General features: G+C 37.0%; 20 protein-coding genes, 2 pseudogenes and 1 riboswitch. Of the genes and pseudogenes, 17 read left to right on the top strand and 5 right to left on the bottom strand.

What is annotated here, in order from left to right; translation table 11 throughout:
- Window positions 1–23: 23 nt before the first annotated feature.
- Window positions 24–1,574, bottom strand: a complete 1,551-nt coding sequence (locus tag N7Z68_RS17455) for a BCCT family transporter (RefSeq protein WP_275119758.1) — start codon at window positions 1,572–1,574, stop codon at window positions 24–26.
- A gap of 558 nt (window positions 1,575–2,132) precedes the next feature.
- Between N7Z68_RS17455 and N7Z68_RS17450 the strand changes: the two genes are divergently transcribed.
- From N7Z68_RS17450 to N7Z68_RS17435, 4 genes are all read left to right on the top strand, one after another.
- Window positions 2,133–2,966: an ion transporter gene (locus N7Z68_RS17450; RefSeq protein WP_275119757.1), complete on the top strand. Its 834-nt coding sequence runs from the start codon at window positions 2,133–2,135 to the stop codon at window positions 2,964–2,966.
- 546 nt (window positions 2,967–3,512) lie between these two features.
- Entirely contained in the window at window positions 3,513–4,082 is a 570-nt protein-coding gene (locus N7Z68_RS17445) for a cupin domain-containing protein (protein WP_275119756.1), read from the top strand.
- 260 nt (window positions 4,083–4,342) lie between these two features.
- Window positions 4,343–4,624 (top strand): hypothetical protein, encoded by a 282-nt coding sequence (locus N7Z68_RS17440; RefSeq protein ID WP_275119755.1) that lies wholly within the window; start codon window positions 4,343–4,345, stop codon window positions 4,622–4,624.
- Between the two features lie 141 nt (window positions 4,625–4,765).
- Window positions 4,766–6,352 (top strand): sensor domain-containing diguanylate cyclase, encoded by a 1,587-nt coding sequence (locus tag N7Z68_RS17435; RefSeq protein WP_275119754.1) that lies wholly within the window; start codon window positions 4,766–4,768, stop codon window positions 6,350–6,352.
- Between the two features lie 151 nt (window positions 6,353–6,503).
- Here N7Z68_RS17435 and N7Z68_RS17430 read toward each other — a convergent pair whose 3' ends face one another.
- A complete protein-coding gene (locus N7Z68_RS17430) occupies window positions 6,504–6,806 on the bottom strand; it encodes a hypothetical protein (protein WP_275119753.1) in 303 nt (100 codons plus the stop codon).
- 441 nt (window positions 6,807–7,247) lie between these two features.
- On the opposite strand from N7Z68_RS17430, the gene N7Z68_RS17425 reads away from it, so the two are divergent.
- The 7 genes from N7Z68_RS17425 (at window position 7,248) to N7Z68_RS17395 (ending at window position 16,806) form a co-directional block, all read left to right on the top strand.
- Window positions 7,248–8,393, top strand: coding sequence for an HD-GYP domain-containing protein (locus N7Z68_RS17425; RefSeq protein WP_275119752.1), 1,146 nt, complete (start codon window positions 7,248–7,250; stop codon window positions 8,391–8,393).
- Between the two features lie 177 nt (window positions 8,394–8,570).
- On the top strand, window positions 8,571–9,755 hold the full coding sequence (locus N7Z68_RS17420; RefSeq protein ID WP_275119751.1) for a peptidase: 1,185 nt from the start codon (window positions 8,571–8,573) through the stop codon (window positions 9,753–9,755).
- A gap of 251 nt (window positions 9,756–10,006) precedes the next feature.
- Window positions 10,007–10,117, top strand: a riboswitch (TPP riboswitch).
- 80 nt (window positions 10,118–10,197) lie between these two features.
- A complete protein-coding gene (locus N7Z68_RS17415) occupies window positions 10,198–10,959 on the top strand; it encodes a 3-oxoacyl-ACP reductase (RefSeq protein ID WP_275119750.1) in 762 nt (253 codons plus the stop codon).
- Window positions 10,960–12,124: 1,165 nt separating this feature from the next.
- On the top strand, window positions 12,125–13,513 hold the full coding sequence (locus N7Z68_RS17410; RefSeq protein WP_275119749.1) for an MFS transporter: 1,389 nt from the start codon (window positions 12,125–12,127) through the stop codon (window positions 13,511–13,513).
- A 342-nt stretch (window positions 13,514–13,855) separates the two neighbouring features.
- Window positions 13,856–14,194, top strand: coding sequence for a hypothetical protein (locus N7Z68_RS17405; protein ID WP_275119748.1), 339 nt, complete (start codon window positions 13,856–13,858; stop codon window positions 14,192–14,194).
- Window positions 14,195–14,364: 170 nt separating this feature from the next.
- A complete protein-coding gene (locus N7Z68_RS17400; protein ID WP_275119747.1) occupies window positions 14,365–15,114 on the top strand; it encodes a hypothetical protein in 750 nt (249 codons plus the stop codon).
- 504 nt (window positions 15,115–15,618) lie between these two features.
- On the top strand, window positions 15,619–16,806 hold the full coding sequence (locus N7Z68_RS17395; protein ID WP_275119746.1) for a sulfite reductase subunit alpha: 1,188 nt from the start codon (window positions 15,619–15,621) through the stop codon (window positions 16,804–16,806).
- Window positions 16,807–16,923: 117 nt separating this feature from the next.
- Here N7Z68_RS17395 and N7Z68_RS17390 read toward each other — a convergent pair whose 3' ends face one another.
- A complete protein-coding gene (locus N7Z68_RS17390) occupies window positions 16,924–17,415 on the bottom strand; it encodes a staygreen family protein (protein WP_275119745.1) in 492 nt (163 codons plus the stop codon).
- A gap of 477 nt (window positions 17,416–17,892) precedes the next feature.
- Here N7Z68_RS17390 and N7Z68_RS17385 point away from each other — a divergent pair.
- A pseudogene (locus N7Z68_RS17385) lies at window positions 17,893–18,243 on the top strand (DapH/DapD/GlmU-related protein); the annotation flags it as partial.
- Between the two features lie 74 nt (window positions 18,244–18,317).
- Here the strand turns inward: N7Z68_RS17385 and N7Z68_RS17380 are convergent.
- Window positions 18,318–19,235, bottom strand: a complete 918-nt coding sequence (locus tag N7Z68_RS17380; protein ID WP_275119744.1) for a ferritin family protein — start codon at window positions 19,233–19,235, stop codon at window positions 18,318–18,320.
- 283 nt (window positions 19,236–19,518) lie between these two features.
- Between N7Z68_RS17380 and N7Z68_RS17375 the strand changes: the two genes are divergently transcribed.
- The 5 genes and pseudogenes from N7Z68_RS17375 to N7Z68_RS17355 form a co-directional block, all read left to right on the top strand.
- Window positions 19,519–19,947, top strand: a complete 429-nt coding sequence (locus N7Z68_RS17375; protein ID WP_373323186.1) for a collagen-like protein — start codon at window positions 19,519–19,521, stop codon at window positions 19,945–19,947.
- Window positions 19,948–20,240: 293 nt separating this feature from the next.
- Window positions 20,241–20,696, top strand: a complete 456-nt coding sequence (locus N7Z68_RS17370) for a hypothetical protein (RefSeq protein WP_275119743.1) — start codon at window positions 20,241–20,243, stop codon at window positions 20,694–20,696.
- Window positions 20,697–21,034: 338 nt separating this feature from the next.
- Window positions 21,035–22,483 (top strand): SulP family inorganic anion transporter, encoded by a 1,449-nt coding sequence (locus N7Z68_RS17365; protein ID WP_275119742.1) that lies wholly within the window; start codon window positions 21,035–21,037, stop codon window positions 22,481–22,483.
- Window positions 22,484–22,498: 15 nt separating this feature from the next.
- A complete protein-coding gene (locus tag N7Z68_RS17360; RefSeq protein WP_275119741.1) occupies window positions 22,499–22,921 on the top strand; it encodes a universal stress protein in 423 nt (140 codons plus the stop codon).
- Window positions 22,922–23,221: 300 nt separating this feature from the next.
- Window positions 23,222–23,494, top strand: a pseudogene (locus tag N7Z68_RS17355) (GNAT family N-acetyltransferase); the annotation flags it as partial.
- A gap of 511 nt (window positions 23,495–24,005) precedes the next feature.
- Here N7Z68_RS17355 and N7Z68_RS17350 read toward each other — a convergent pair.
- Window positions 24,006–24,476 (bottom strand): DinB family protein, encoded by a 471-nt coding sequence (locus N7Z68_RS17350; protein WP_275119740.1) that lies wholly within the window; start codon window positions 24,474–24,476, stop codon window positions 24,006–24,008.
- Between the last annotated feature and the right edge of the window lie 92 nt (window positions 24,477–24,568).

Raw genomic sequence — 24,568 nt, 5'->3', positions numbered from 1 at the left:
CGAGGTTCCCTTTCATTTTGCAATTAACTAATTTTTTTAGTTCTCTGTTTATTTTCTTTAATAATGTTTTGTTCCAACGCTAATGTGCGCGCTACTTTTGGCGCTAACCAAATCATCGGTAAAAGTATGAGTGAAACCGGAACCGCGGTTACAACGATAAACGATTGTAAGGCACCGATACTACCTTCACCAATGGACAATAAGATCACGGCTACAGCACCCATGACAACAGCCCAGAATACACGCAGGCCGCTTGATGGATTGTCACTGCCTGTTATAGCCATTGAAATGGTATACGACATCGAATCGGTAGTTGTTGCTACAAAGACAATCGTTACTAATAAGAATGCAGCTGCCATTAATGTCCCCAAAGGAAGCTGTTGCGTAATAGCGATCATCGCTGCAGGCATACCACCAGAAGTTAACGCATCTGAAACTGACCCTGGATTTAGAAGTTCATAGTAAATCCCTGAGCCGCCGACGACGGTAAACCAGAAATTGGTTACAATCGGTGCGATAATAGCTACTGCGAGAAATAACTCACGAAGTGTTCGGCCTCTAGAAATACGACTGATGAAAATCGCCATCATTGGACCGTAACCGATAAACCAACCCCAGAAGAAAACCGTCCAATAAGCTAACCAATCACTATCTCCACGATACAGACTAATCTCTAAGAAACTATGAATATAAGTTCCCATCGTGCCAATGAAAGCATCAAAGATAAAGGCACCTGGCCCAAGAAGGATTACGGCAATAATTAAAAGTAAAGTAAAAAGAACATTAAAGCGACTTAACAACTGGATTCCTTTATGGATTCCAGTAACAGCAGATATCGAAGCGATCGTAATTAATCCAATGATAATGAGTAGTTGCGTTACATAAACATTCGGAATGCCAAAGAGGCTTTCTAATCCGTAGGCTGCTTGTAAGCCCAGAAACCCAATCGGCCCGATAGTTCCAGCGGCAACAGCAATAATGGCAAAGGAATCGACTAATGTTCCTAGGACGCTCTTTTCCTTTATTTTTTCGCCAAAAATCGGGTAAAGAAGAGTTCTAGGTTTTAATGGCATCCCTCGATGATAATGACCATACATCATTACGACTGCACTTAATGTACCTAAGATTGCCCAAGCAAGAAATCCCCAATCCATAAATGACTGTGACAAGGCAGGAATGATCGCCTGTTCGGTTGTAGCTTCTACGCCATCAAACATAGGGGGAACCGTTAAAAAGTGATACATTGGTTCAGCCGCAGCCCAAAACACACCACCACCAGCTAATAATGTACACATAATGATAGAAATCCATTTAAATGTACTCATTTCGGGCTTTTCTTTTTTTCCTAATTGAATGTTCCCGTATTTGGAGACGGCCATTCCAATTGCGACAACAAACGTGGCAAGCATAAGTACTTGCCAAAACGCCCCAAAGTACTGAACAGACAAATTAAATGAACTGTTCACTAAATGACCTACTAGGTCTTCGTTAATGATCGATGTTAACACAAATAAAACGAGCAACCCGCCACTGATCAGTAATACGGGCCAATCAAGATTACCTTTTTGTTTCACAAAAATCCTCCTAAAAATTTCGTATTAAAAATACGTATTTTGTCTTAAAAAAGACGTAAGCTGAAATCATACCATTCCTATTTCTGCGGTGCTAACCGCAAAATAAGCGATATCTAGGGTGTGTAAGTCTTGAAAATAGATATATATTAAAAAAGACAGGAAATATGAACAATTACTGAATGATAATCTTATATAGTTCCTTTTTTAATTAAATAAAAATTTACAATAATGAGATATTAATAGACAAAATACGTAGGAGAAAGCTAGCTATAAGAACAGCAGAACGAAAAAACGAAAAGAGCGATTAATAGAAATAAAATAGGATTTCATTCTAGTTTATGATATAATATTAGATCTAAGTGTAAAAATCCTCACTTGCTTTAGGTGCGGTAAAATAGTGAAGCTCACACATTACACGAGTAAAGTGTGGTTTTTTCATATGTAAAACTTTTATTAAAGTTGCTTGCTGTTTATCGTAATGATCTAGCTTATAAATCTAACAAACTGATAAAATAAAAAGATATAGAACTAAATAGAAAGGATAAGTGGTGGAGAGAGATGGAATTAAAAAACAACGAAGAGCTAAATCCTAATCGTAGTTCCTTTAGAGAAACCATGAGACAACTCGTTGAGCATAAATATTTTCAACCGATTGTAATTGGTATTATCCTTTTAAACGGGCTTATTATTGTAACTGAGACTTATTTGACTGGAAACAGCGTATTACTCGCATTAGATAAAATTATTGTTTGGGTGTTTGTGGTCGAACTGTTCATAAAAATGATAGGTCTCGGCTTTAGAGGCTATTTTCGAGATCGATGGAATATCTTTGATTTTACTATTGTCATCGGGAGTTTAGTATTCTACGCAACGCCGTTTGTCAGCGTGTTACGTTTGATCCGAGTATTGCGTTTGATCCGTATGATCCCAGCGATCCCGGCGTTACGAAAAATCATTGACTCATTAATGAAGTCCATCCCAGCATTAACAGGGATTTTAGGTTTATCGATTTTGCTGTTTTCGATTTATGCGATCATTGGGACAACCTTCTTTAGTGAGGTTCTTCCGTATGAGTTTTTCGGAAGCTTCCATACAGCGCTCTTCACGTTAATGCAAGTTGTAACGTTTGAGTCTTGGGCGAGTCAGGTTGCTCGACCGATCATTAATGAAGTGCCGTGGGCTTGGGTGTACTTCGTATCGTTTATTATCATCGGCGCACTAGTTATCCTGAACCTTGTCGTTGCGGTGATCTTAAGCTACTTAGGCCAAGACGACGATGCAAAGCGTGACGAACAGATGGATCGCTTATTTAAAGAAAACCAAGAACTAAAGAGCGACATTGAGGAAATTAAGCAATTGCTTCTTAATCAAAACAATAAAATCAATCAATAAATAATTTATGTAAGCTAAAAGCTAGAGTCATCACATTTTTGTGGCTCTAGCTTTTTTTTGCTTTAAATTCAATGAAAACTTTTATATTTTTCAGTTCACCAGTGGCAAAGGGGTCCATAAAAGTTCATACTAACCGTGCGATCTCTGCGAGTGTTTCACGGAAATTACTTTCAATCCATTGTTGAGCGAGTCCTGGATGAGCGGATACATGGTAAAAGATTTATAGATACGAAAATCCTTATATATAATTAATAAAATAGGTCCATAGTTCTATGACACTATGATAATAGTCATAAAAAAAGTAATAACTTAACGAAAAGAACGGAAACCAATTCCATATTTAGATATAATATATTGCGAAAGTGATGAGTCTATTGAAGTACTATCCGTTAAACACATTTTTCAATATGGCAGCAGCTTACAACCTGCATTACTTCACCTCAAAAACAGAATAACTTCCAAACGATAATGTGTGTAGACTTCTTTAGATTACGGTATAAATGTTCACTTAGTTAGTCCTACAATTAATGAAAGGAAGTGTAAACATTGAGTACAACAGAACGAACAATTGTCCATGGGATTACAGGGGAGGAAATTACCTTTGTTGAGTCCTGTCACGAAACGAATCAGGAATACTTATTCATTCGAGTAAAGCTGCCACCAGAAGGGGAAGGTCCGCCGCTTCACTATCATTTAGCCTTCGAAGAAACGTTTGAAGTAGAGAAAGGGGAATTAATGGTTACAGTGCGCGAGGAAGAAATAAAATTAACACCTGGCGACCGAGTGACTGTTCCAGTAGGTGTCAATCATCGTTTTACTAATACTTCGAACGAACCAGTAACGTTTACTGTCAGGTTGACACCCGGCCATCAATTTGAAGAATCGATGCGCATTGGTTATGGTTTAATTGAGGACAGAAAGGTCAATGAAAAAGGGCTGCCGAAAAATATGATTCATACAGCATTAATCTTAAAAATGCAAGATACGTATATTTGTGAAATCCCAAAAGCTGTGCAATACCTATTGTTTAATAACTTAGCGAATTTAGGCAGGTGGTTTGGAGTAGAAAAATCGTTAAAAAATAAGTATCTACCAGACTACTTGCAAGGCAAGTAGTTTTCTGATTATAAAGCAATATGATGCAGAGATGTGTATCTCTGCATCTTTTTATATGAAAAGAACCTTAGTATGGTTGAGTTATAAAGATCTATGACTTGTTTTGGTTTTTTATGGTAAGGTATATATAGAACAACAGATTAAGTTAGTATCTAGAAAAAAAGTATAATTATACCTAATGGTTTGTGAATATTTTAAATCTGTGTAACCATTTTTATTGATAACAGTATTGCAGAAAAAAAGGTTAGAAGGAGGGGAAGATGAATGAAGACATGATAGAGTTTTTCTTTAACTCGAAAAAATATACCATTATTAAATTTTTTATTTTCTTACTAATTATAGGGCTATTTGCCTTTTTTATTATTAATGAACATCCTTTCATTCATCTTTTTATTACTTGTGTCCTTATTTGGCTATTTATTTTAATGGTTTCAAAGATATTTTGGTATAACAAGAAAAAGGGGGTTAAGATGACGATCAAGGATGGGGTATTAACGCTGTCCATTTTCGCATTATTAATCTATACCTTTGTTTTTGTTTGATCTAAATACGAGTTACGGAACCGCACCAGATTACCAAATATATTAAACTAGTGAAAATAGTCTTTTTTCGCTAGTTTTTTGTGTATAATATAAAAGTTACGGAAATTACCAAATGTATCTTTTTAGGATTGGATCTTTCTCATGAAAACATTATTTAAACGAAAATTAAAACTAACAACTTTACTAATCGGTCTTATTACTACATCAGTTTTATTAACTACTGTCATTTTGTTGTTTGCATCCTATCAGTCCGAGAAGAGGTCACTGATAGATACTCATTTATCTTTAAATTATTCAAAGTCAGAGAAGATAAGTAGTTCCGTGGATTCGCTGTTTAAATCAATGAAAATCAGCCTGCAAGAGATCAGTTATTTTCTTTCGAATAATCCTCAGATGACAGACGAAGAAATACAGGATTACCTTGAACTTTTGAAGAAAAGCAGCAGATATTTTAATTCCCTTGCATGGATAGATGAAACAGGAGTCATTCAGAATATAGCACCTATTACTGTTGGATTAAAAGGGGAAGCGGTTACAGGGATGACGAAAGATGTAGTGGATGCGAAAGTCCGGATGTTAACACCTCCTTATATCGCACCTTCAGGACGAATGCTAGTTTTATTGAGTGAACCTTTGTTCGATAGTGAAGGAAATTACAAAGGAATTATTGGTGGTTCGATCTACCTACAAGAAGAGAACGTTCTTAATGAAATTCTGGGGAATGATAATATTGAAAGTAATGGTTCTTATTACTTTGTCGTTGGACCACAAGGAAAAATTCTGTTCCACCCTGATATGAACCGTATTGGGGACGAAGTCAGGGGAAATACAGTAGTTTCTAAACTTTTACAAGGTGAAAGCGGCAAGGAATACGTGGTGAATACAAAAGGTGTCCCGATGTATGCTGCTTACAACTACATTCCTGAAATAAGCTGGGGTGTCGTCCAACAAACGCCTGTTTCTTCTGTCAATGAACTACAAAAAAATCATATTCAAAACTTAATTCTAACGATACTAGTTCCTTTTATCTTGATATTATTAATTTCCTTGACTTTTGCCAGAAAACTAGCCAAACCATTTATAGAGCTGGCAGACCTAGTCAACCAGCTAGGTACCGAACGAGAAGTACGGGTCACTATTCCTAAATCTCATTGGAATCGAGAAGCAGATCTTTTAACTCAAAGTGTAAAAATTGCGATAGAAACCGTTCAACAGAATAATCAAAAACTTGTAGAAGAAGCCATGACAGACACACTGACTGAATTACCAAATCGGCGAAAGTTCAACGAAGTGATGACCAGATTGGTGAATGACGGACAACTATTTTCACTAGTGATCCTTGATATTGATCATTTTAAATCAATTAATGATACGTATGGGCATTTACAAGGAGATGAAGTTTTAAAAGACTTAACGGAGATGGTTCAATCTCTGATAAGAAAACAAGATCACTTCTTTCGGTTTGGGGGAGAAGAGTTTATCTTACTGCTCCCGGATACTACTTCTAAAGAAGCTTTTATCGTTGCAGAAAAAATTCGGGCTAGATTGGAGAATACAACCACAACTGTAGGCACATCAATCACTATTTCTTTAGGGATATCAGAGTTCCCATTTCATACCCATTCGTTAGATGAACTATTTTTATTTGCAGATAAAGCAATGTACCAATCAAAATCTAGTGGCAGGAACAGGACGACGATTTGGTCACCGAATGATCGAATTGCGTAGTCGCGTCTGAAAAAGCAGTTGCTGTTAGACAGACAATTTGTATGAGCGTTCGATTGAGTAAAGGGAAAAAGAGATATACGAAAACACCTATCTTTAAGTACGATAGGTGTTTTTATATGCGTTAAAATTCATCTAAGATTCGTTAATATTCTTACAAAACCGAAAAGTTAATTCTTGGCTCAGATAGAATGATCAGTTTCCCGTCTTTTTCTTCAAGGGCCAAGCGGTAAATGTTCGGGGTACCGGAAATGGTAATATCGACGACGGGTTGCCCGTTATTGGTTGGAGCAGATCTAACTTTATAGTTTAGATAAGAATGTGTACCATTTCGTACACGGCGTCGGATTTTTATATGCTTTTCATCACAAAATAATGCATCATGTAAGTTTTCATTGGTCAACTCTTGTCCAATTAATGAAGCTAACCGTTCATGAATATCAGATTTTTTTATCATGTCTGTATTTCCTTTCATTCATCTCGATCTCATGACCTTATTACCAAAGAGAGATTGGCAGCAGGTTCTACTTCTATTGTATACAAAGATTTTCGAGACGCAATCCATATTAAACAATTTAAATCGGTGTTTCAAAAAACTTCATACAGTAGTCCAATAGGTTGAAGATAAATAATACTTTAAAAACATCCTAAAATCAATCCTACTAAATTTATCCTTTATGTGGGATATAAAGGAACAAACTAAGGTCTAAAGAAACAAGAAAATACTCTATTTCCATTTTTATAAGATAATAGTAACAATCAAAAATAGGTATTAATGTCATAGTGAAAAGCTACTAATTATTGTAGTATGAAAATAGCGTAAAACCTCGACTTGTGGAGTAATTGGTAGGATTTTCTAGAACTTTGTCGGAGTAGTAAAAGTAGTTAGGAGCAAGTAATGCAAAATCAAATTAGATTAAATGAAGAGCACCAAACCATTAAATGGTTTTTAATGCTGTTCTATATCATTTTTTTCTCGTATGATATTATTTATTACTTTTTTATAAGAGCAGAACCTGGACTGCCTAATGATGGTTTAGGCTATTGGTTTCATATTATCGTTATTGGGCTATTACCGATTGCAATTTATCTATTAAAAAACAATCAACCTGAAACGATCAAATATGTTTATTTTTTTACCTTTTCACTTTTAACAATCTTTAACGACATCATCATTTACTGGGACAACCCCAATTCGTATAGCAGCGGGAATATTGTAGAATTAATGATTGTTTTATTCTCGCCTATTTTTGTAAATAAGTTTTATTTTGTACTCGTATCCTTAGGTACTATTGTTCGTTTAGGTATTGTCGGCTTAGTCATCCAAGACCTTGCTGTGATGCAGCCGATGCTTATTGTAGCTGTTTTAGCCTTAATAGCTTTCATTCTTCTTAATCGTTTTATTAGCTATCTATCGGCTCTTAAGAATTCCTATGATAAACAGTTAGAAGGAATTGTAAAAGGAATTATTTCAACTTTAGAGCTGAAGGACCCATACACGAGAGGCCATAGTGAAAGAGTAGCCGATTACGCAATGTCCTTAGCTAAAGAAACAGGGAAGTTTAAAGAAGTTGAACTGAACTCTTTTTATAATGTTTGTTTATTGCACGATATTGGAAAAATCCATATTCCGGACTCGATACTAATGAAGCCAGGCAGACTTACTCAAGAGGAGTTTGAACTGATTAAGAGCCATCCGACTGTGGGGGCTGAAGCGGTTAAACACGTTGAAGGTGTAGCCGAACACCTTGATGTCATTAAGTACCATCATGAACGTTGGGACGGGAAAGGGTACCCCGAACAATTACAAGGTGCGAACATACCATTACTAGCTAGAATTACTTCTGTAGCGGATGCTTTTGATGCGATGACTTCTTCTAGATCCTACCGTTCGGCAATGCCGGTTAGTGAAGCCTATAGAAGAATCGTCGATGGAAAAGGCTCTCAGTTTGATCCTCAGATAGTTGAATTATTTGAAAAAGTTTATCCTTCTTGGTGTGAATATCATAAAAACTATCCGTGGCCAGACACGAAAGTAAAATGATTAAATTTTACAAGGAAGAGGAGGTGAAAAACTATGAAAATTCGTAAATTAAAAAAGATTAAATTAACTTGCTGGTGGTGCACATATTTCGGACGATAAATAATGCTGATAATTTATTATAAGGATGCTAGAAACACTGGGCATCCTTATTTATTTTTATAGAGGGAAGGCACAAACATGAAGCTATCACTTCAATCGAAACTGACATTACAGCCGTTAACCATTCGTAAAGATAAAAAACATTATATTGTTGAAGAAGTAACATCTGGTGAGTTTTATGAGATGCCGCAAGTTTGTATTGATGCAATTGAACAGATCAATCGTGGGGGCTCCCTGGAACAAATTGAAATCGATCTAAAACAAACATACCCAGAAGAAACGATAGATATGGTCGATTTTGCTGAGCAACTTTTGGAATTACAGTTAATTAAAGAAGTGGACGGTGTAACGGTTGAAGTGGAGAAGAACCGATCATCAGACTCGGGGTTTACATGGATTCCTTCCATTGTTGGACGTTTCTTTTTTAACCGGTTCTCGAATAAATGGTATGTCGTTTTACTAGCTATTAACGTTTTATTTTTTATTGTTAATCCGCAATTGTTTCCTAGTTATAAGGATATCTTTTTATTTGAAACGGTCATGCCTAGCTTGTTAACCTGGATGGGAGTTTCATTGGTGCTAGTATTGATCCATGAACTCGGGCACATTTTAGCCGTCCGCTCTTATGATTTACCAGCAAAACTCGGAGTCGGACACCGGTTATTTTTTGTTGTGTTTGAAACGGATTTAACACCTGCATGGAAGCTCGCACCTAAACAGAGAAATATATTGTACTTTGGCGGTTTATGCTTTGATCAGTTGATGCTTTTTATCGCTTTAAGTTTGCAGCTCTTTTTTGATGTAAGTCACGGTTTGATCGCGGGAATTTTAGGGCTCATCGTCCTTGATATCTTTATTCGTACGATCTATCAATGTTGTTTTTACATGAAAACGGATTTATATTATGTTTTTGAAAATTGTACAGGTTGTTACAATGTGATGGAAAACGGGAGAAAGCTGTTAAGTCGGTGGGTGCCGTGGATCAAAAGCCCAACTGCAACAGAAACGTTTGCTGGAGAAGAGAAAACGGTGAAGCTGTATTCTATCTTTTATGTAACCGGAATCTTATTAACTTGCAGTCTATTTATCTTTTATTTTATTCCACAGACGATTTATGCTTATTCGAAAATACTTCCAGGCTTTTTGCAACCGGTCAACGATCCTGTCTTTTGGGATGCAGTCGTCTTTGTTGGACAATCCGTGTTGATCCTCGGGTTATTGTTGTATTCGTGGATGAAAAATCGTGTAGAAAATGCGGTATAGGAATCGGTTTCAGTGTTAATGCCTTGTAACGAGGCAAGGCCTTATTTTGGCGCAAACTGTTATTGAGTATGATGCCGAACGAAGCATTGGTGTAGGAAGTACAGTTGCGTCGATATATTAAAAGTTTCGCCTATAAAATCAAAGTTACGCCGAATCCTCAATATTCTATTAATATTTCAAAGCCTTTAAATTGATTAATTCTTGGTCAAGTTATAAAATAGAAATAGATTTGAAAGTTTTACCAAGAGAATATGCTCTACTAGGGGAGCCTGTCGTTCAGGCTGAGAAAAAAGGAACAGACTTTTTGACCCTCAGGACCTGATCTGGGTGATACCAGCGTAGGGAAGTAGTTGAGTTTGAACTATGACTAGGTCCTTATTTCAGGCCTAGTTTTTTTTGCGGGCAAATCTGGATTTTTATTACATAAAATGGAGGGATTGCTATGGAATTACGGCAACAAACCGTATTGATTACTGGAGCAAGTCGTGGAGTAGGAGCTGCATTGGCTAAGGCTTTTGTAAAAGAAGGCGCAAATGTCATCGTGAACTATTTTAAGAGTAAGGAAAAGGCAGAAGACTTGGCTCAGACATTAGGTGAAAAAGCGATCGCTATTCAAGCTGATGTGAGAGATAAAGACCAAGTAGAAGCGATGGTAGCTCAAGCGAAAGATTACTTTAAAACCCCAGTTACAACGATCCTAAACAATGCGTTAATCGACTTTCAATTCAATCCTGTAGCTCAGAAAAATGCGTTTGAACTTCAATGGGAAAACTTTAATACCCAGTTTGAAGGAAGTGTGAAGGGTTCATTAAATACGGTCCAAGCATGTTTAGCTGACATGAAGGAAAATGGGTTTGGTCGTATTGTCAATGTAGGTACAAACTTAGTGCAAAATCCAGTGGTCGCCTACCATGAATACACTACCGGCAAGGCTGCACTCCTAGGATTTACCCGCAATATGGCTAAAGAGCTCGGGCAATACGGGATTACGGTAAATATGATTTCGGGTGGGCTCTTAAAAGAAACCGATGCAAGCAGCGTCACAACAGAAGAAGTGTTTGGGATCATTCAAGCGACGACTCCTTTACAAAAAGTAACGACACCAGAAGAATTTGCTGAAACCGCTCTGTTCTTCGCATCACCATGGGCACGAGCTGTAACAGGCCAGAACCTTGTAGTTGACGGTGGATTGGTGATGGACTAAATGATGATCATTTAAGGTGATTCATATCGAGCACTAAACAATAATTCATCATATTTAGGATACAGGCAAAAATTTTAAACAGAAGAAAAGTCCCGCCCCGACAGTACACTTTGCTAAATTCAGCAAAGTGTATTTTGCTCTGTAGGTCATTCCACAAGTGTGGATCAACCAAAATAATAGACACTGAAGTTACCTGGTGTTTCTTCAGCAAATCCCTGCTACAACACATAAAGAACAAAGAATACACTCTACAATTATTATTGCGCCCAACATTTCCTGATAATGGATAAAGTGAGTTCAAATAATCAACTTCTGGCCCAACATTTCCTGATAATGGATAAAACGAGCTCGAATATTCAACTTATGGCTCAATATTTCCTGATAATGGATAAAATGAGCTCAAATAATCAACTTATGGCTCAACATTTCCTGATAATGGATTAAACGAGCTCGAATAATCAACTTATGGCTCAACATTTCCTGATAATGGATAAAGTGAGCTCGAATATTCAACTTATGGCTCAATATTTCCTGATAATGGATAAAATGAGCTCAAATAATCAACTTATGGCTCAACATTTCCTGATAATGGATTAAACGAGCTCGAATAATCAACTTATGGCTCAACATTTCTTGATACTGAATAAAGTGAGATCTAACTATTCTTTGTCGCTATAATTTTGAAAAAAACGTGTATTTATTTTTTAAATATAAAGACTGCTTGACTAAATAAGCCAGCACAGCACAGCTTTTGTTCTTGAAACTAGTAGTTTTTAACAGAAATTTGTATCTTAAAGAGGGAAAAAGAGCTAATTTTAAACTAAATCCGTTAGTTCAGCACCATTCGACAAAGGTTCTCATTGAATGGTTGTTCATTCATGTTATAATACATATTATCTAAATATTTTAAATAATTTAAATTATGTACAAAGACTTACAGAGGAATATATACGCTTTTTTACTACATAATAAACTCACTAAAAAGATCGAACTAGTTAAGATTAATACGATATCATACTGAAAATAATGATCTGTTGAGAGGTTTGATCGTGTAATTTCTATGTATCTAGACTAAGCTCTTATTTTTATGGGAGTCGATTTTACGAGCAGAGGAAATAGTAGTAAGCAAACTGTAAGCGCATACATACCAAGGGAGGATTTATCAATGGCTTTGCAAGCAAAACAAGAAACAGTTGTTGAAACACCCCTGCAGCAAGAGAGACCGGCACATAATGAAATGTTGTTTTACGGTATGGGCTTTTTTGGAATTATATTAATATGGACGATGGTGGGAACATTTTTAACCTTCTACTATACTGATGTGGCAGGCATTTCTGCTGGTGTCGTTGGTACACTCATGTTAGTTGCTCGTTTGTTAGATGGTTTTACGGACGTTGGTATGGGTGCACTAGTTGACAGAACGAAGTCGAAGTACGGTAAGGCACGACCTTGGATCCTCTGGATGGCAATACCATTCGCTGTCTCAGGAGTACTATTATTTTCAGTTCCAGATCTAAGTACGAATGGAAAAATCGTTTATGCGTATGTAACTTATTTTCTTCTTATTTTGATGTATACTGCTATTTCAATTCCTTATAAAACTCTCCTTGGATTAATGACACAAGATCAAAAAGGGCGTACGTTAGTCAATGTCTATACGGGTGTTTTCACGATGTTGGCAACCATTCTCGTCATGACATTAGCACAGCCAATCGCAAGTAGCATTGGTGGGAACTTAGGATGGACGGTTGTTGCGATTGCTATTGGTGTAATCATCATTGTGAATTGCCTTCTAGCATTTAGAAAAACAAAAGAACGAGTTGACATTGAAACGGTCGCTCAGTCTAAAGAAAAAATTCCATTTAAAACAGAATTCAAAGCATTACTTAGTAATAAATATTGGGTCATCATTACTCTATATTGTGTAATCGCATACACATTAAATGCACTTTTATCTGGGGCCGGTATCTTTTATGCTCAATATATTTTAGGCAGTGCCGGGTACTTTTCACTTATTGCTCTTACTTTATTTTTACCGACAATCGTTGGTTTCTTCTTTGTCGGGCGTTTGATTGCCCGTTTTGGAAAACGAAATATCGCTATCTTTGTGACGTGTGTCGCAGCTTTTGGTTCTGTCATCAAGTTAATCGACCCTAACAATCTCTCTATCTTTTTAATCGGGAATGCCGTTCAAGGTTTTGCTCTGTTACCGATCATCACATTCTTATACGCAATGATTAATGACACGACAGAGTACGGGGAGTGGAAGTCTGGTTTTAGAACAGCTGGACTAGTAAACAGTGCGGCAAGTTTTGGGATGAAAGTGGGAGCGGGTATAGGTGGAGCGCTCATCGGTTGGTTATTAGCATTTGGCGGCTATGTTGGTTCACTTGCAGAACAATCGGCTTCAGCAGAAATGATGATTATCACGTTAAATATTTATCTGCCACTACTATTAACGATCTTACAATTACTGTTCCTATGGATGTATAAGCTCGATAAATTGTACCCAAACATTGTGGCAGAAATTAACGAAAGAAAAGCACTTAAGTAAAAATAGAAACCGTAACGGCTTTGTAATAATGATTAGTGGAAATAAAAATGACTATCAAATGGTACTCTATTTGATGGTCATTTTTTGTTTAGTGCTATTCACCTTAACTTAACACTTGGTATTTGAAATTACATTGCCTTCTTTTGAAAAAAACTATAAAATGAAGTACTAGATTGAACACTTTTATGAGGGGGAACAACAAATAGGTATTGAACGAGCACCTTCAGAAAATGTTCCATAACAGTACGATACTGACGTCTTTATTTTTAAATTAAAGTGGAAGAAGAGACGTCTATCCATTAGAATAATGAAGAGTTTGTTATCATAAAGAGGTGTCTAGTTATGAGTGTTATTTTATATGATTTATTTCTAGTAATGTTCGGTCTTATACTTGGGATCATCGTGAAAGATCCGTTATTTAAAATATTTACAGGAAAATATAAAGAAGAAGCACGCCAGAAAAAACGGGTGAAATTGTTAGTGTATATCCGCAAACACGGAGCGAACGTGGGTCCGACTACAGAAGAACTCGCACAAAAGGTATTCTCCAACAAAGTCGATACTGAAACCGTGAAGCAGCTTTTAAAAGATATTGAAGACACCGGTTTGATTAAGCGGGTGGGTCATAAAGGACAAGATGAGTTAAAAACGAGATGGGTGTTTACGGATAAAAAGTATTAATTTTTAAACGGTGCTTTTAAACAAAAAGATGCGAATTCAGCTGTATATTTTCGCATCTTTTTTGTTTTTTAACTAAACAAACGTGATGAATGAGGTTTATTAACCAAATCATTTCACTATAAAGTTTAAGTGTGTTAGGATAGTGACCGTTGATGTCAAGGAGGGAAATTATGATTAATTTTAAAACACTTATAATTCTAATAATTTTAGCTGGGGGTTTGATGACTGCGTGTAGTACGGAAGAGTCGGAAGAACCCGTGAATGATGCAACTGATGAGAGTATAAATGTTGAACCTGATACCCTGTCCAAAAGCTATGATTTAGCAATGGGGCTGACGGTTGCTGTCCCAGGGGGACAAGGCGTAGCGCTTCAGGAGCCAGAGGTTCAGCCTACTCCTGAACGGGCATATGTCGCATCACTTGTTTCAGATGATCCGATGAGCGGTTGTCCCGAAGAGTATTCACATATAATAGAACTGCCGCAACGCCCTCTACTAATTGAAAACTGGGTAGATCCAATTACAGACGAATGTTATCAATCGATCATGGGACATCCTTATGGTGGCAGTTCATTTAATATTACTCGTAAGGAAACAAACTTAACCAATCATTCGGTCGAAGAGGCAAAGGAACGACATGTATCCGTAGCTCAACATGCAGGTGAGATTTCAGAGATAGACTTAAGTGAGCATCCTGAACTAGACGATTTTTATGATTATTATCTGAAAATTGATGGAGTCTATCAAGAAGATGACTTAAATCATGACCGACTGACCGGAAAGCCATTTACAGCCCATCTGCTCGTTGCTTGGGAAGACCGGACGCAATATTTAGTGGCATATTATGTAAACGAAGAACAGCACAGCGAAGACGTATTGAACACTTTCTTTGATATCGCAGCGTCTGTTAAGTTTCAATAACAGTGATTATTCCCCCTTTAGACTAAAGCATTCTAAGGGGTTTTTATATTTCAGCAGTCAAGTTATTTATTATGTACTAAAAAGCAAACTGAAGTAATGTATGACGGGGGATGAAAAGTCGCACAATATAAGTGAACCGTTTCAGGCGTTTATCCAAATTATCTTGTTCAATTGTTAAATATTTTATACCAATATTAATAAAATATGGCGATCACCAAATTCAAGTTAAAATGATCCAAATTTTTTTCGAAATGTGATAAAAAACACAACTTTTTTTTCTAATATATGCTATCCTCTTTATGTAAGAATTATTCAAAAGATCTAATGATCAACAAATCACACTTAATCCGTATGTATCATTTAATAATAGTGATACCCTTTTCTTAAATAATATCTCAAATTTAACCGCATTAGGTATAATAATGGTAGAATTAAATGGAAGCAGTAATTTAAATACTATAGATAAAAATGCAGCCGTTTTATTAACAATGAGAGGTGAGTATTATGCAACATACAAAAGAAAAAATCTCAGAGCAACAAAAAGAAAACAATGAGGTGGTAAAAGTTTATTCTCGAACGAACCCATTTCAAGCGAAAGTTCTCGAAAACAAAAATTTAAACGGACCTGGCTCTAGTAAGGAAACCCGTCACATTGAGTTGTCTTTAGAAGAATCGGGCCTTTCTTATGTACCTGGTGATTGCTTAGGGATTCTCCCGGAAAATGATCCAGAACTAGTTGCAGAACTTCTTCAAGAATTAAAAGCAGATGGAAACCAATCTGTAACAGTAAATAAACAAGGTGATCAACTTTCTTTGAAAGAAGCGTTAACGACTTATTTCGAAATTACTTTATTAACGAAAAAAGTATTGCAGCAAGCAGCAGAGTTAACGGAAAACGAAGAATTAAATAACCTCGTGTTACCTGAAAATGTAAATCAATTAAAAGAATATATAGATGGTCGCGATTTACTGGATCTTTTACGTGATTTCGGCCCGTGGAAGGCTTCTCCACAAGACATCGTATCACTTCTAAGAAAAATGCCACCACGCCTGTACTCAATTGCAAGCAGCTTTGCTAAACATCCAGGTCAAGTACACCTTACGATTGGTGCAGTTCGTTACACAGCTCACGGACGCGACCGTAAAGGCGTTTGCTCGGTACAATGTTCGGAACGTCTACATGAAGGAGATACACTCCCAGTCTTCGTACAGCAAAATAAGCACTTTAATCTGCCAGCTTCAGAAGATACAGATATTATTATGGTTGGTCCTGGTACAGGAATTGCTCCTTTCCGTTCATTTATTGAAGAGCGAGCAGTAAACAGAGGAACAGGACGTTCTTGGTTATTCTTTGGAGATCAGCATTCTTCTACAGATTTCCTTTACCAAGATGAATTAGAACAATATCAAAAAGATGGAGTACTGACAAAGTTAGACGCTGCATTTTCTCGTGATTCGGAGCAAAAAGTGTATGTCCAGCACAAGATGATGGAACACAGCAAAGAAGTATTTGAATGGCTGGAAAACGGTGCCTACTTCTACGTTTGTGGAGATAAGCAATACATGGCCAAAGATGTTCACAACACACTGATTGATATCATCGAAAAAGAAGGAAAAATGAACCGCGACTCAGCTGAAGAATATTTAAGCGATATGCAAAAGCTGAAACGTTACCAGCGTGATGTTTATTAAGATAAGTCTGTGGTGATTTTCATCCTTTGGTGCTAAAACAATTAATCATTCAAGGTACGCTGTTACTAGTCGGATTTTTACGAGGTGGCATCGTACCTTTTCAATTTTTATCACGATTCATTTCCAGTAGTTGAAAGTTCTCATGTTAATCTGCATTAAAATCTGCCTAGGCGTTCCATAATAAACCGTCTGCCTAAATTGAGGATACACTGAATCATAGTGTATATAGATTGGAGCATCTAGTAAGCTTGGATGGTTAGCAAAGAATGCTCGATCTCCGTATACCATACCTTTTAGTGCCGTCATCATCTCTTTTTGGAAAATCGTAAATCGAACTCTAGAAACCTCCTCACTAAATTCCCCGCCGTCTACATATGCTCTCCCCACCAAACGGAATTGTCCAAGGTTGTTTCGTTGCCATTCCGCTAGAACTTCATCGCGCATTTCTTCGTCAATCGCCTCGTAATTATAAACATATCCTACATCTAAAAATAACTCTCCGGTGATATCAGAATGGGTAAGTGTATATTTTCGTCCTTCAATCGGCTCAGTCGAGTTGGCGGGCGGGACCATATTAACCGATAACTTTTCTGGATGAAACGAAGACATAATTTCTCCTCCTTACGTTGTCATTCCTACATTCTATTAATTAAAGTATGAATTGGAGCTTTTCCTATATTAATGATGAACTTTATTTAAGCTGCTGGGATCCCAGCAAATATAAAAACACAAGTGAATCCCAAGATAAATGGAGAGAAGAAAAAGCTAGAGCTCTAAAGCGGGTTTAAACCTGAAGTGTAGGAGAGTAAATATAAACGGTTATCTAACCTTCACTTGAAGCCTGAAAAATGATAATATCGTAAAAAGCAGTCATCAAACACCCACTTGACCTCATGAGTTTTATTGATTTAAAAAAACAGACATCCTAGATAAAACTTAATTACAGGACAAATATAATAAGGAAAATTTACTTTATATCCAAGTTTAGACATCCAAAATCCCTAACCTTATACACACCAAATAACGAGGAGCTTAATAGATGAAAACAGAAAAAGAAAAAATGTTAAATGGAGAACTTTATAACTCTACGGTTATAACATCCATGTAGGTGAAAATTTCTTTGCTAATTTTGACTGTGTATTTTTGGATGTGTGTGAAATTCGCATCGGGACCAATTGCATGATTGCGCCTGGGGTTCACATTTACACGGCGACCCATCCATTAAATGCTACTGAAAGAATATCAGGTGCGGAGTATGGAAGGCGAGTAGTGATCGAGGACAATGTTTGGATTGGCGGAGGGGCGATAATCAACCCAGGGGTAACTATTGGGAATAATGCCGTAATCGCATCTGGAGCCGTAGTCACCAAAGATGTACCAGAGCAAGTAGTCGTTGGCGGTAATCCTGCAAAGATTATCCGTAACATTAAAAAGTAAAACCTCTATCATATGTTACAAATATGAATATCGTCTATACAGTATTACAAGAGGTAGAAGAGGAGACCTTCTACCTAATTCCTTGCAAGACCTCTTTCAAAAGCTTCAAGATGATTTAAAGAAGCATTTCGTAACTGTGTAAAAACGGTTCTGACATCATTTGGGATATCATAAGACAGATATCTTTCATACATAGATATATTTTCGATTTCTCCTTGAACGCCAGCAGCATACGCCGCCTTAATATTTTCTGGTGTTGTAACAAATGCTTGGGACTTATCCACAGGAATCGGTACCTGGTACCGTTCAAACAGTGGCAATAAGGCACTAATATGTCTTAGCTCTGCCTCTTTTATTTGTGCAAATGTACGAACATTTCCAAAGGTCGTTAAAATATTATCATATCTTGCTTGTGCTAGGTATTCGTCTTGGAGGGCATACGTGAGCATTTGCGGTAAGGTCAATGTAGAGGCGCTTAATGCCCCCAAAGCACCATAGTTTTCAGTTTGTCGATTGGCGGTTTCTACCTTTCGATTTTTTTGTGAAAAATACAAAAACCATACCGCATGATTTTGTTCGTCTGAAGCTGCACGTCGAAACCTATCTTTTATAGTATCATCCTGTGCTTTATCTGCGATGTCTAAATAAAAATCAACTGCCTCTTGTTCATCTTTAAAGGCAAATTCAATCCCTGCATTATACGTGTCTGGACACTCTTCAATAATTTGGTACGATGGCTGACGGCCTGTTAGATTTGTATATATCCGGCTAAACTCTTCTAAATGACGTTTTTCGTCCTGTTGTATCTCAAGAATTTTAGTTCTTTCATCTGGAGTAGGTGCTATTTTTGCTAATTTCTCATAACAATCAACAGCACTATACTCGGCATTAATTGCTTTTTGTATATCGTCTATAAGTTGAGTGTCATTTTGGATACGGTAATATCCATTAAGACGTGGGTTATAGTTATAAAAATACGGATTAAAATACAATTTGATCCTCCTCTCTATTAACTTTCAACTTATCTTATGTGTTTAAATATAGGTGGGTGCGCAGGTCATATATTCCATAGTAAACGAATGCCTATTTATACGGGGACAAGATGTTTTGTGCATTAGCCTGCATAGGATGATATTGACCTAGAAGATAAACACCTATGGAGAGGGAGGCTATCAATTGAACCCGTATGATTATTACCAACAACCATCGTATGGTGTAAGTGACTATGGATATACAATGGAACCTACTTATGCAGGACATATGCAGGCACAAAATATGCCTGGAGATATGGATATGCAAAGACAATTTCAATTTTTAGGGCCGTATATTGGAGGATTTACAGGTTTCTTTGGACCACCTGGAAGACCACCGGGGCCGCCACCAGGACCACCGGGATTTCCGGGGCAACAACAACCGCCATTTGGACCACCGCCAGGACCGCCGGGGCAAGCAGGACCTCCAGCGGGACCTCCACCAGCATTCACACCAGCAACTCAAGAAATTACCCCATTTGCGGTTGATCCAGGTGCTATTCGTGGATGTCTATTCCGCTTTACGTATGTATGGTTAACAAATAGACAACAATTCTGGTTCTATCCAACATTTGTAGGAAGAACATCGGTTGCTGGATGGAGATGGACTGGATTTAACTGGGTTTACTTCGGAATTGATCTTAGAAGAATTTCATCGTTCCAGTGTTTTTAATCGTTAATTCCCTTTATAATCGCTTAATTTAGGCGTAGTTTAGCCATCGACACATCTACCCGTAATGCGTTAAACAACAATATTTTTTGAGGGGGCCTGATATATTTCAGGTCTCCTTTTGTATTTTATAGTATGAAGATACAGTGTCTCTCCTGATTTCGCGCCGAAGTGTAATGAGTAGTAATTAATTCAAACTAAATATTTTAAATATTCCTATTTTTTATTTAATGGACGGGTACATTATGGTAGGCTGAATGAAGGCTATTGTTTATTGAAGGAGGCACAATTAATTCATGAAAAAATGGATGATCATTTCTGTACTACTTTTAATTATCATTTGGGCAGCAGTGATTATGAATCAAATGAAATACACTTCATTTGAGGAAGTCGTTCTCCAAAAGCTAAACATTAACGAGTTGGAAAGTGTTTACATTACTCGATTTCCGGATCCGGCAACAGTGACCTTAAGAGATAAGAACGAGATCAAAGAATTGCTCAACGAATTTTCGAATGTAAAATTAAAAGAAGAGAGGTCTCAAGGTGAATATAAGTACTGGATACATATTAACGGAGCAGCTGAATTTGCTGACCCTAACATACGAAGGATTTCGATCGTTCTTTATGAGGACCACATGCGGATAACTGATAGTGAACATCGAACGAGGAGACAAGATACATTTGTTGTTACGAATGAAGTGAACTATTGGCAAGCACTAGAGAGTGAAGACTTCATTTGGGAAGAGCGTTAAGGAAATCCATCTTAATTTCAATCATGGAAAAAGTAGGATCCCAATATTAGAATCCTACTTTTGTTAAACGTTTAGAGTGTACCTTCATATTATTTTTCTAAATCAGGAAATAATCGTTTTAAGGTATCTTTTAATTGGGTTTGATAACTCACAACCAATTGTTCTTCTACATTATCCTCAATGGCTTGAATTCGATGATATTGTTGGTCATTATCTCATTTATTTAACCTTCCCATATATTACATCGTAGAAAAAATTAAATTATCACATATAAAATCTCGATCTAAGAAAAATTATAAATTAGAGGAAGGTTACTCCAGTTACAAAGGAGGAGAATAATGAGTGAGATGAAGTACAAGGAATCGTGGTTTGGAAATATAAAAGCAGATATCCTAGCTGGGGTCGTAGTTGCTCTTGCTTTAATCCCTGAAGCCATTGCCTTTTCAATCATTGCCGGGGTAGATCCAATGGTAGGGTTATATGCCTCATTTGTAATGGCTGTGGTTATCGCATTTGTTGGTGGAAGGCCCGGGATGATTTCAGCCGCAACAGGTGCGATGGCTTTAGTCATTGTCACGCTAGTAGCCGATCATGGGTTGCATTACCTTCTAGCTGCAACGATTTTAACAGGAATTTTACAAATCTTATTCGGTGTTTTTAAATTAGCGAGATATATGAAATTTATACCGCGTTCCGTAATGGTTGGGTTTGTTAATGCCTTGGCAATTCTTATTTTTATGGCTCAACTTGAACACTTTGTTGGTCACCGGCCGATGATTTATGCATTAGTCGCGTTGACGTTACTTATTATTTATTTATTTCCATACATATCAAAAGCTGTGCCATCGACTTTGGTTGCTATCTTTCTTGTAACGGCAATGGTCGTTTTTATGAATATTCAAGCGTGGACGGTCGGGGATATGGGAACGATTCCAAGAACATTACCCGAATTTTTATTCCCAAATGTACCGTTAAACTTAGAAACCCTAATGATTATTTTCCCGTATTCGATCGCTTTAGCTGTAGTCGGTCTTATTGAATCATTATTAACCGCTTCGATCGTAGATGATATGACAGATACCGAAAGTGAAAAAAATGTGGAAAGCCGCGGACAAGGAATTGCTAATATTGCAGTTGGTCTTTTTGGAGGAATGGCTGGTTGTGCGATGATCGGTCAATCCGTTATAAACGTAAAGTCTGGAGGAAGAGGCAGGTTGTCGGCTTTCGTTGCGGGTGCTTTCTTAATGTTTTTAATAGCTGTCCTAGGAGATATCGTTGTGCTTATTCCAATGGCGGTATTGGCTGGGGTGATGATTATGGTCTCCATCAGTACATTTGATTGGAATTCATTACGAACCATTCATCTAGTGCCTAAAACCGATGCAACCGTAATGATTGTGACGGTTGTAACCGTTGTTGTCACCCATAATCTTGCTATTGGTGTGTTTGCAGGAATATTACTAAGTGCGATTTTCTTCGCTTCAAAAATATCGAAAGTAACTGTTGAAAGTCAGGTAAAAGGAGAGAAAAAGACTTATAAAATAAAAGGTCAATTGTTTTTCGCTTCCGTAACCGATTTATTAAACGAGTTTGAGTACAAAGATGATGTGAAGGAAGTGGAACTCAATTTATCAAGAGCGCATATTTGGGATGACTCGGCTGTCGTTGCCATTGATAAAATCGTGAATAAATTCCAAGAAAATGATATTCATGTGAATGTAACAGGACTAAATGAAGAAAGTTCAGAGTTAGTGGAAAAACTAGCGAATAAATTGGGTGGGCATTAAACGGAGGTGAACTCGATGTACAAAAAGATCCTATTAGCCTACGATGGATCGGAACATTCCAAACGAGCGGGTGAAAATGCGATACATATTGCAAAGTGCGGCGGCTCGGATTCTAAGTTAGAAATCGTTTATGTCGTTGATGCTAATAAAGCAAAACATGATGTATTAAGTAATTGGAACTCGCTATCGATTGAAGAAAAGCGAAAAGAATTATTAACCGGTGTAACCAAGAAAGCGACAGATGAAGGGGTAGATTACACGATTCAAATTTTACAAGGTGAAGCAGGACCATCAATTATCAAATATGCCAATGGAAATAATTTTGATCTCGTTATTATTGGAAGCAGGGGTTTAGATGGAATTCAAGAATTTGTCCTAGGAAGTGTCAGTCATAAAGTAGCAAAACGAGCCAATTGTCCTGTTTTAATCGTAAAATAAGTAACTTTTGAAATATAAAGTTGAGAAGTATACTCACTAATTTTTAATCGTAATATGCCTTTTAGTAAGCTACGGAAAAGACTACTTTGGTAGTTCTTTTTTTTGAATTGAAATAGAAGGAAAAGAAGGGAATTTTAATTTAGTAGAGAATAAATGGAGTTACACTATTACAAAGAATGTGATTCTGAAAAGGAATATAACCTACAAGTAAATCCTATTTTTAGGTCCCTAACAACATCCCACCAATCTAAGGAGTGAGAGTGAGAATGGAAATGAACATCAACCTAGCAACGGCAGACCTATTTAGGATTTACTCAACTGTATCCGACGTTTTCTTCCATATCGATGAAGAGGGCATGGATATTGAACGATCTGTATGTTGATGAACGTGCGCGAAAGCAGGGAATAGGAGAGATGCTTCTCTTTAAAGCGAAAGAACTGGTGCTAGAAACCGGGGCGAAAAGCATCAGTTTAAGCACAGCACCCGACAACCTATCGGCTCAGAAATTATATGAAAAACATGGCTACCAACAAGATAAACAGTTTTATCATTATGAATTAAATTTGATGTAAGGAGGGAGATTATCAACATCCATTCATTTCTTGTTCAATTAGCGGTTGTGGCCATTACTATTTTTGGCGGATTGTTTATCACTAAATGGTTGGTGGCCGATCATCTACTATTAAGCCACCTTATTATAGCTATAATAGGTGTTGTACTTCTTACGGCTGCTTTAATTTGGAAAAAGAAGAACAAAAATTCAAGCCAGCCTTGATAGAGTTGGGTTGGGAAATGCAGAAGGGGACTCACAGGCCCTTATTTGTGATAAAATCAGTGGTTTCAGAGGTTTAGCGGACTCACAGGCTCTTATTGTCTAAAAAAACAGCTGTTTGCTCATAAAATCCTTTAAATAACGGCCTCTCAGTCCGCGAAATTGAAAATCTCATAGATTTTAACGAGATAAGGGCCTCTCAGTCCGTAAAAAATCATCAGCTTTCCAAACACCCAATCTATCGGACTCTTTTATTCAAAAGTTATTAAATATACGAACCCCATCGTTCATTTCATGAAATGCATCTTCTCCTACATAAAATCTCGAAAAATCAAATCAGTAGAAATGGGTTTCATATCTAGTTCTCTTGACCAAATCGAGAGTTGACCGATATGGTGAACTTCATGTGTGATGATATGAAGAAGAACTTTTTTGTACGTAAACGAATAGGAGACGCCCTTTTTATTTGTCAATTCCAACCGTTTTTCCTCATCTTCACTTGTCCAGTGCTTTAGAAAATCTTCAGTATTCGCCCTTGTTTCCTTCGCATAGGCCATGACCTCATCAAGACGAGAGATGGAACTAAAGTCAGTTGAGATAACAGGTTTATTTTGCATGTGATGAACCCATAATCGTTCACAATCAATGACGTGATATAGGTTCTTTAAAATACTTCCGACCCCGCCAATTCGCTCTTTTCGTAACTCTTCTTCTGAAAGAGCTTCACACCATTTAAACCAATCATCTCTTACTTGCCAATTATACAAAAATAAATCTAACATCAGACTCACTCCTTAAGCGTATGTTCTCAATATTATAGTAACCTATAAAACCATTTTTTTGATATAATTTGACTTATTAGCTGGATAAAAAT

The organism is Alkalihalobacterium chitinilyticum, from assembly GCF_029028005.1.
Lineage (GTDB): Bacteria > Bacillota > Bacilli > Bacillales > Bacillaceae_F > Alkalihalobacterium > Alkalihalobacterium chitinilyticum.
This window is presented reverse-complemented; position numbering and strand designations above follow the sequence as displayed.

Bases quoted from the DNA above. Each gene is read 5' to 3' on its own strand.
- N7Z68_RS17430 (WP_275119753.1), bottom strand. From the start codon at position 6,806: ATGATAAAAAAATCTGATATTCATGAACGGTTAGCTTCATTAATTGGA.
- N7Z68_RS17420 (WP_275119751.1), top strand. From the start codon at position 8,571: ATGAAGCTATCACTTCAATCGAAACTGACATTACAGCCGTTAACCATT.
- N7Z68_RS17360 (WP_275119741.1), top strand. From the start codon at position 22,499: ATGTACAAAAAGATCCTATTAGCCTACGATGGATCGGAACATTCCAAA.
- N7Z68_RS17395 (WP_275119746.1), top strand. From the start codon at position 15,619: ATGCAACATACAAAAGAAAAAATCTCAGAGCAACAAAAAGAAAACAAT.
- N7Z68_RS17350 (WP_275119740.1), bottom strand. From the start codon at position 24,476: ATGTTAGATTTATTTTTGTATAATTGGCAAGTAAGAGATGATTGGTTT.
- N7Z68_RS17425 (WP_275119752.1), top strand. From the start codon at position 7,248: ATGCAAAATCAAATTAGATTAAATGAAGAGCACCAAACCATTAAATGG.
- N7Z68_RS17435 (WP_275119754.1), top strand. From the start codon at position 4,766: ATGAAAACATTATTTAAACGAAAATTAAAACTAACAACTTTACTAATC.
- N7Z68_RS17370 (WP_275119743.1), top strand. From the start codon at position 20,241: ATGAAAAAATGGATGATCATTTCTGTACTACTTTTAATTATCATTTGG.
- N7Z68_RS17400 (WP_275119747.1), top strand. From the start codon at position 14,365: ATGATTAATTTTAAAACACTTATAATTCTAATAATTTTAGCTGGGGGT.
- N7Z68_RS17375 (WP_373323186.1), top strand. From the start codon at position 19,519: ATGCCTGGAGATATGGATATGCAAAGACAATTTCAATTTTTAGGGCCG.
- N7Z68_RS17440 (WP_275119755.1), top strand. From the start codon at position 4,343: ATGAATGAAGACATGATAGAGTTTTTCTTTAACTCGAAAAAATATACC.
- N7Z68_RS17410 (WP_275119749.1), top strand. From the start codon at position 12,125: ATGGCTTTGCAAGCAAAACAAGAAACAGTTGTTGAAACACCCCTGCAG.
- N7Z68_RS17405 (WP_275119748.1), top strand. From the start codon at position 13,856: ATGAGTGTTATTTTATATGATTTATTTCTAGTAATGTTCGGTCTTATA.
- N7Z68_RS17450 (WP_275119757.1), top strand. From the start codon at position 2,133: ATGGAATTAAAAAACAACGAAGAGCTAAATCCTAATCGTAGTTCCTTT.
- N7Z68_RS17365 (WP_275119742.1), top strand. From the start codon at position 21,035: ATGAGTGAGATGAAGTACAAGGAATCGTGGTTTGGAAATATAAAAGCA.
- N7Z68_RS17390 (WP_275119745.1), bottom strand. From the start codon at position 17,415: ATGTCTTCGTTTCATCCAGAAAAGTTATCGGTTAATATGGTCCCGCCC.
- N7Z68_RS17415 (WP_275119750.1), top strand. From the start codon at position 10,198: ATGGAATTACGGCAACAAACCGTATTGATTACTGGAGCAAGTCGTGGA.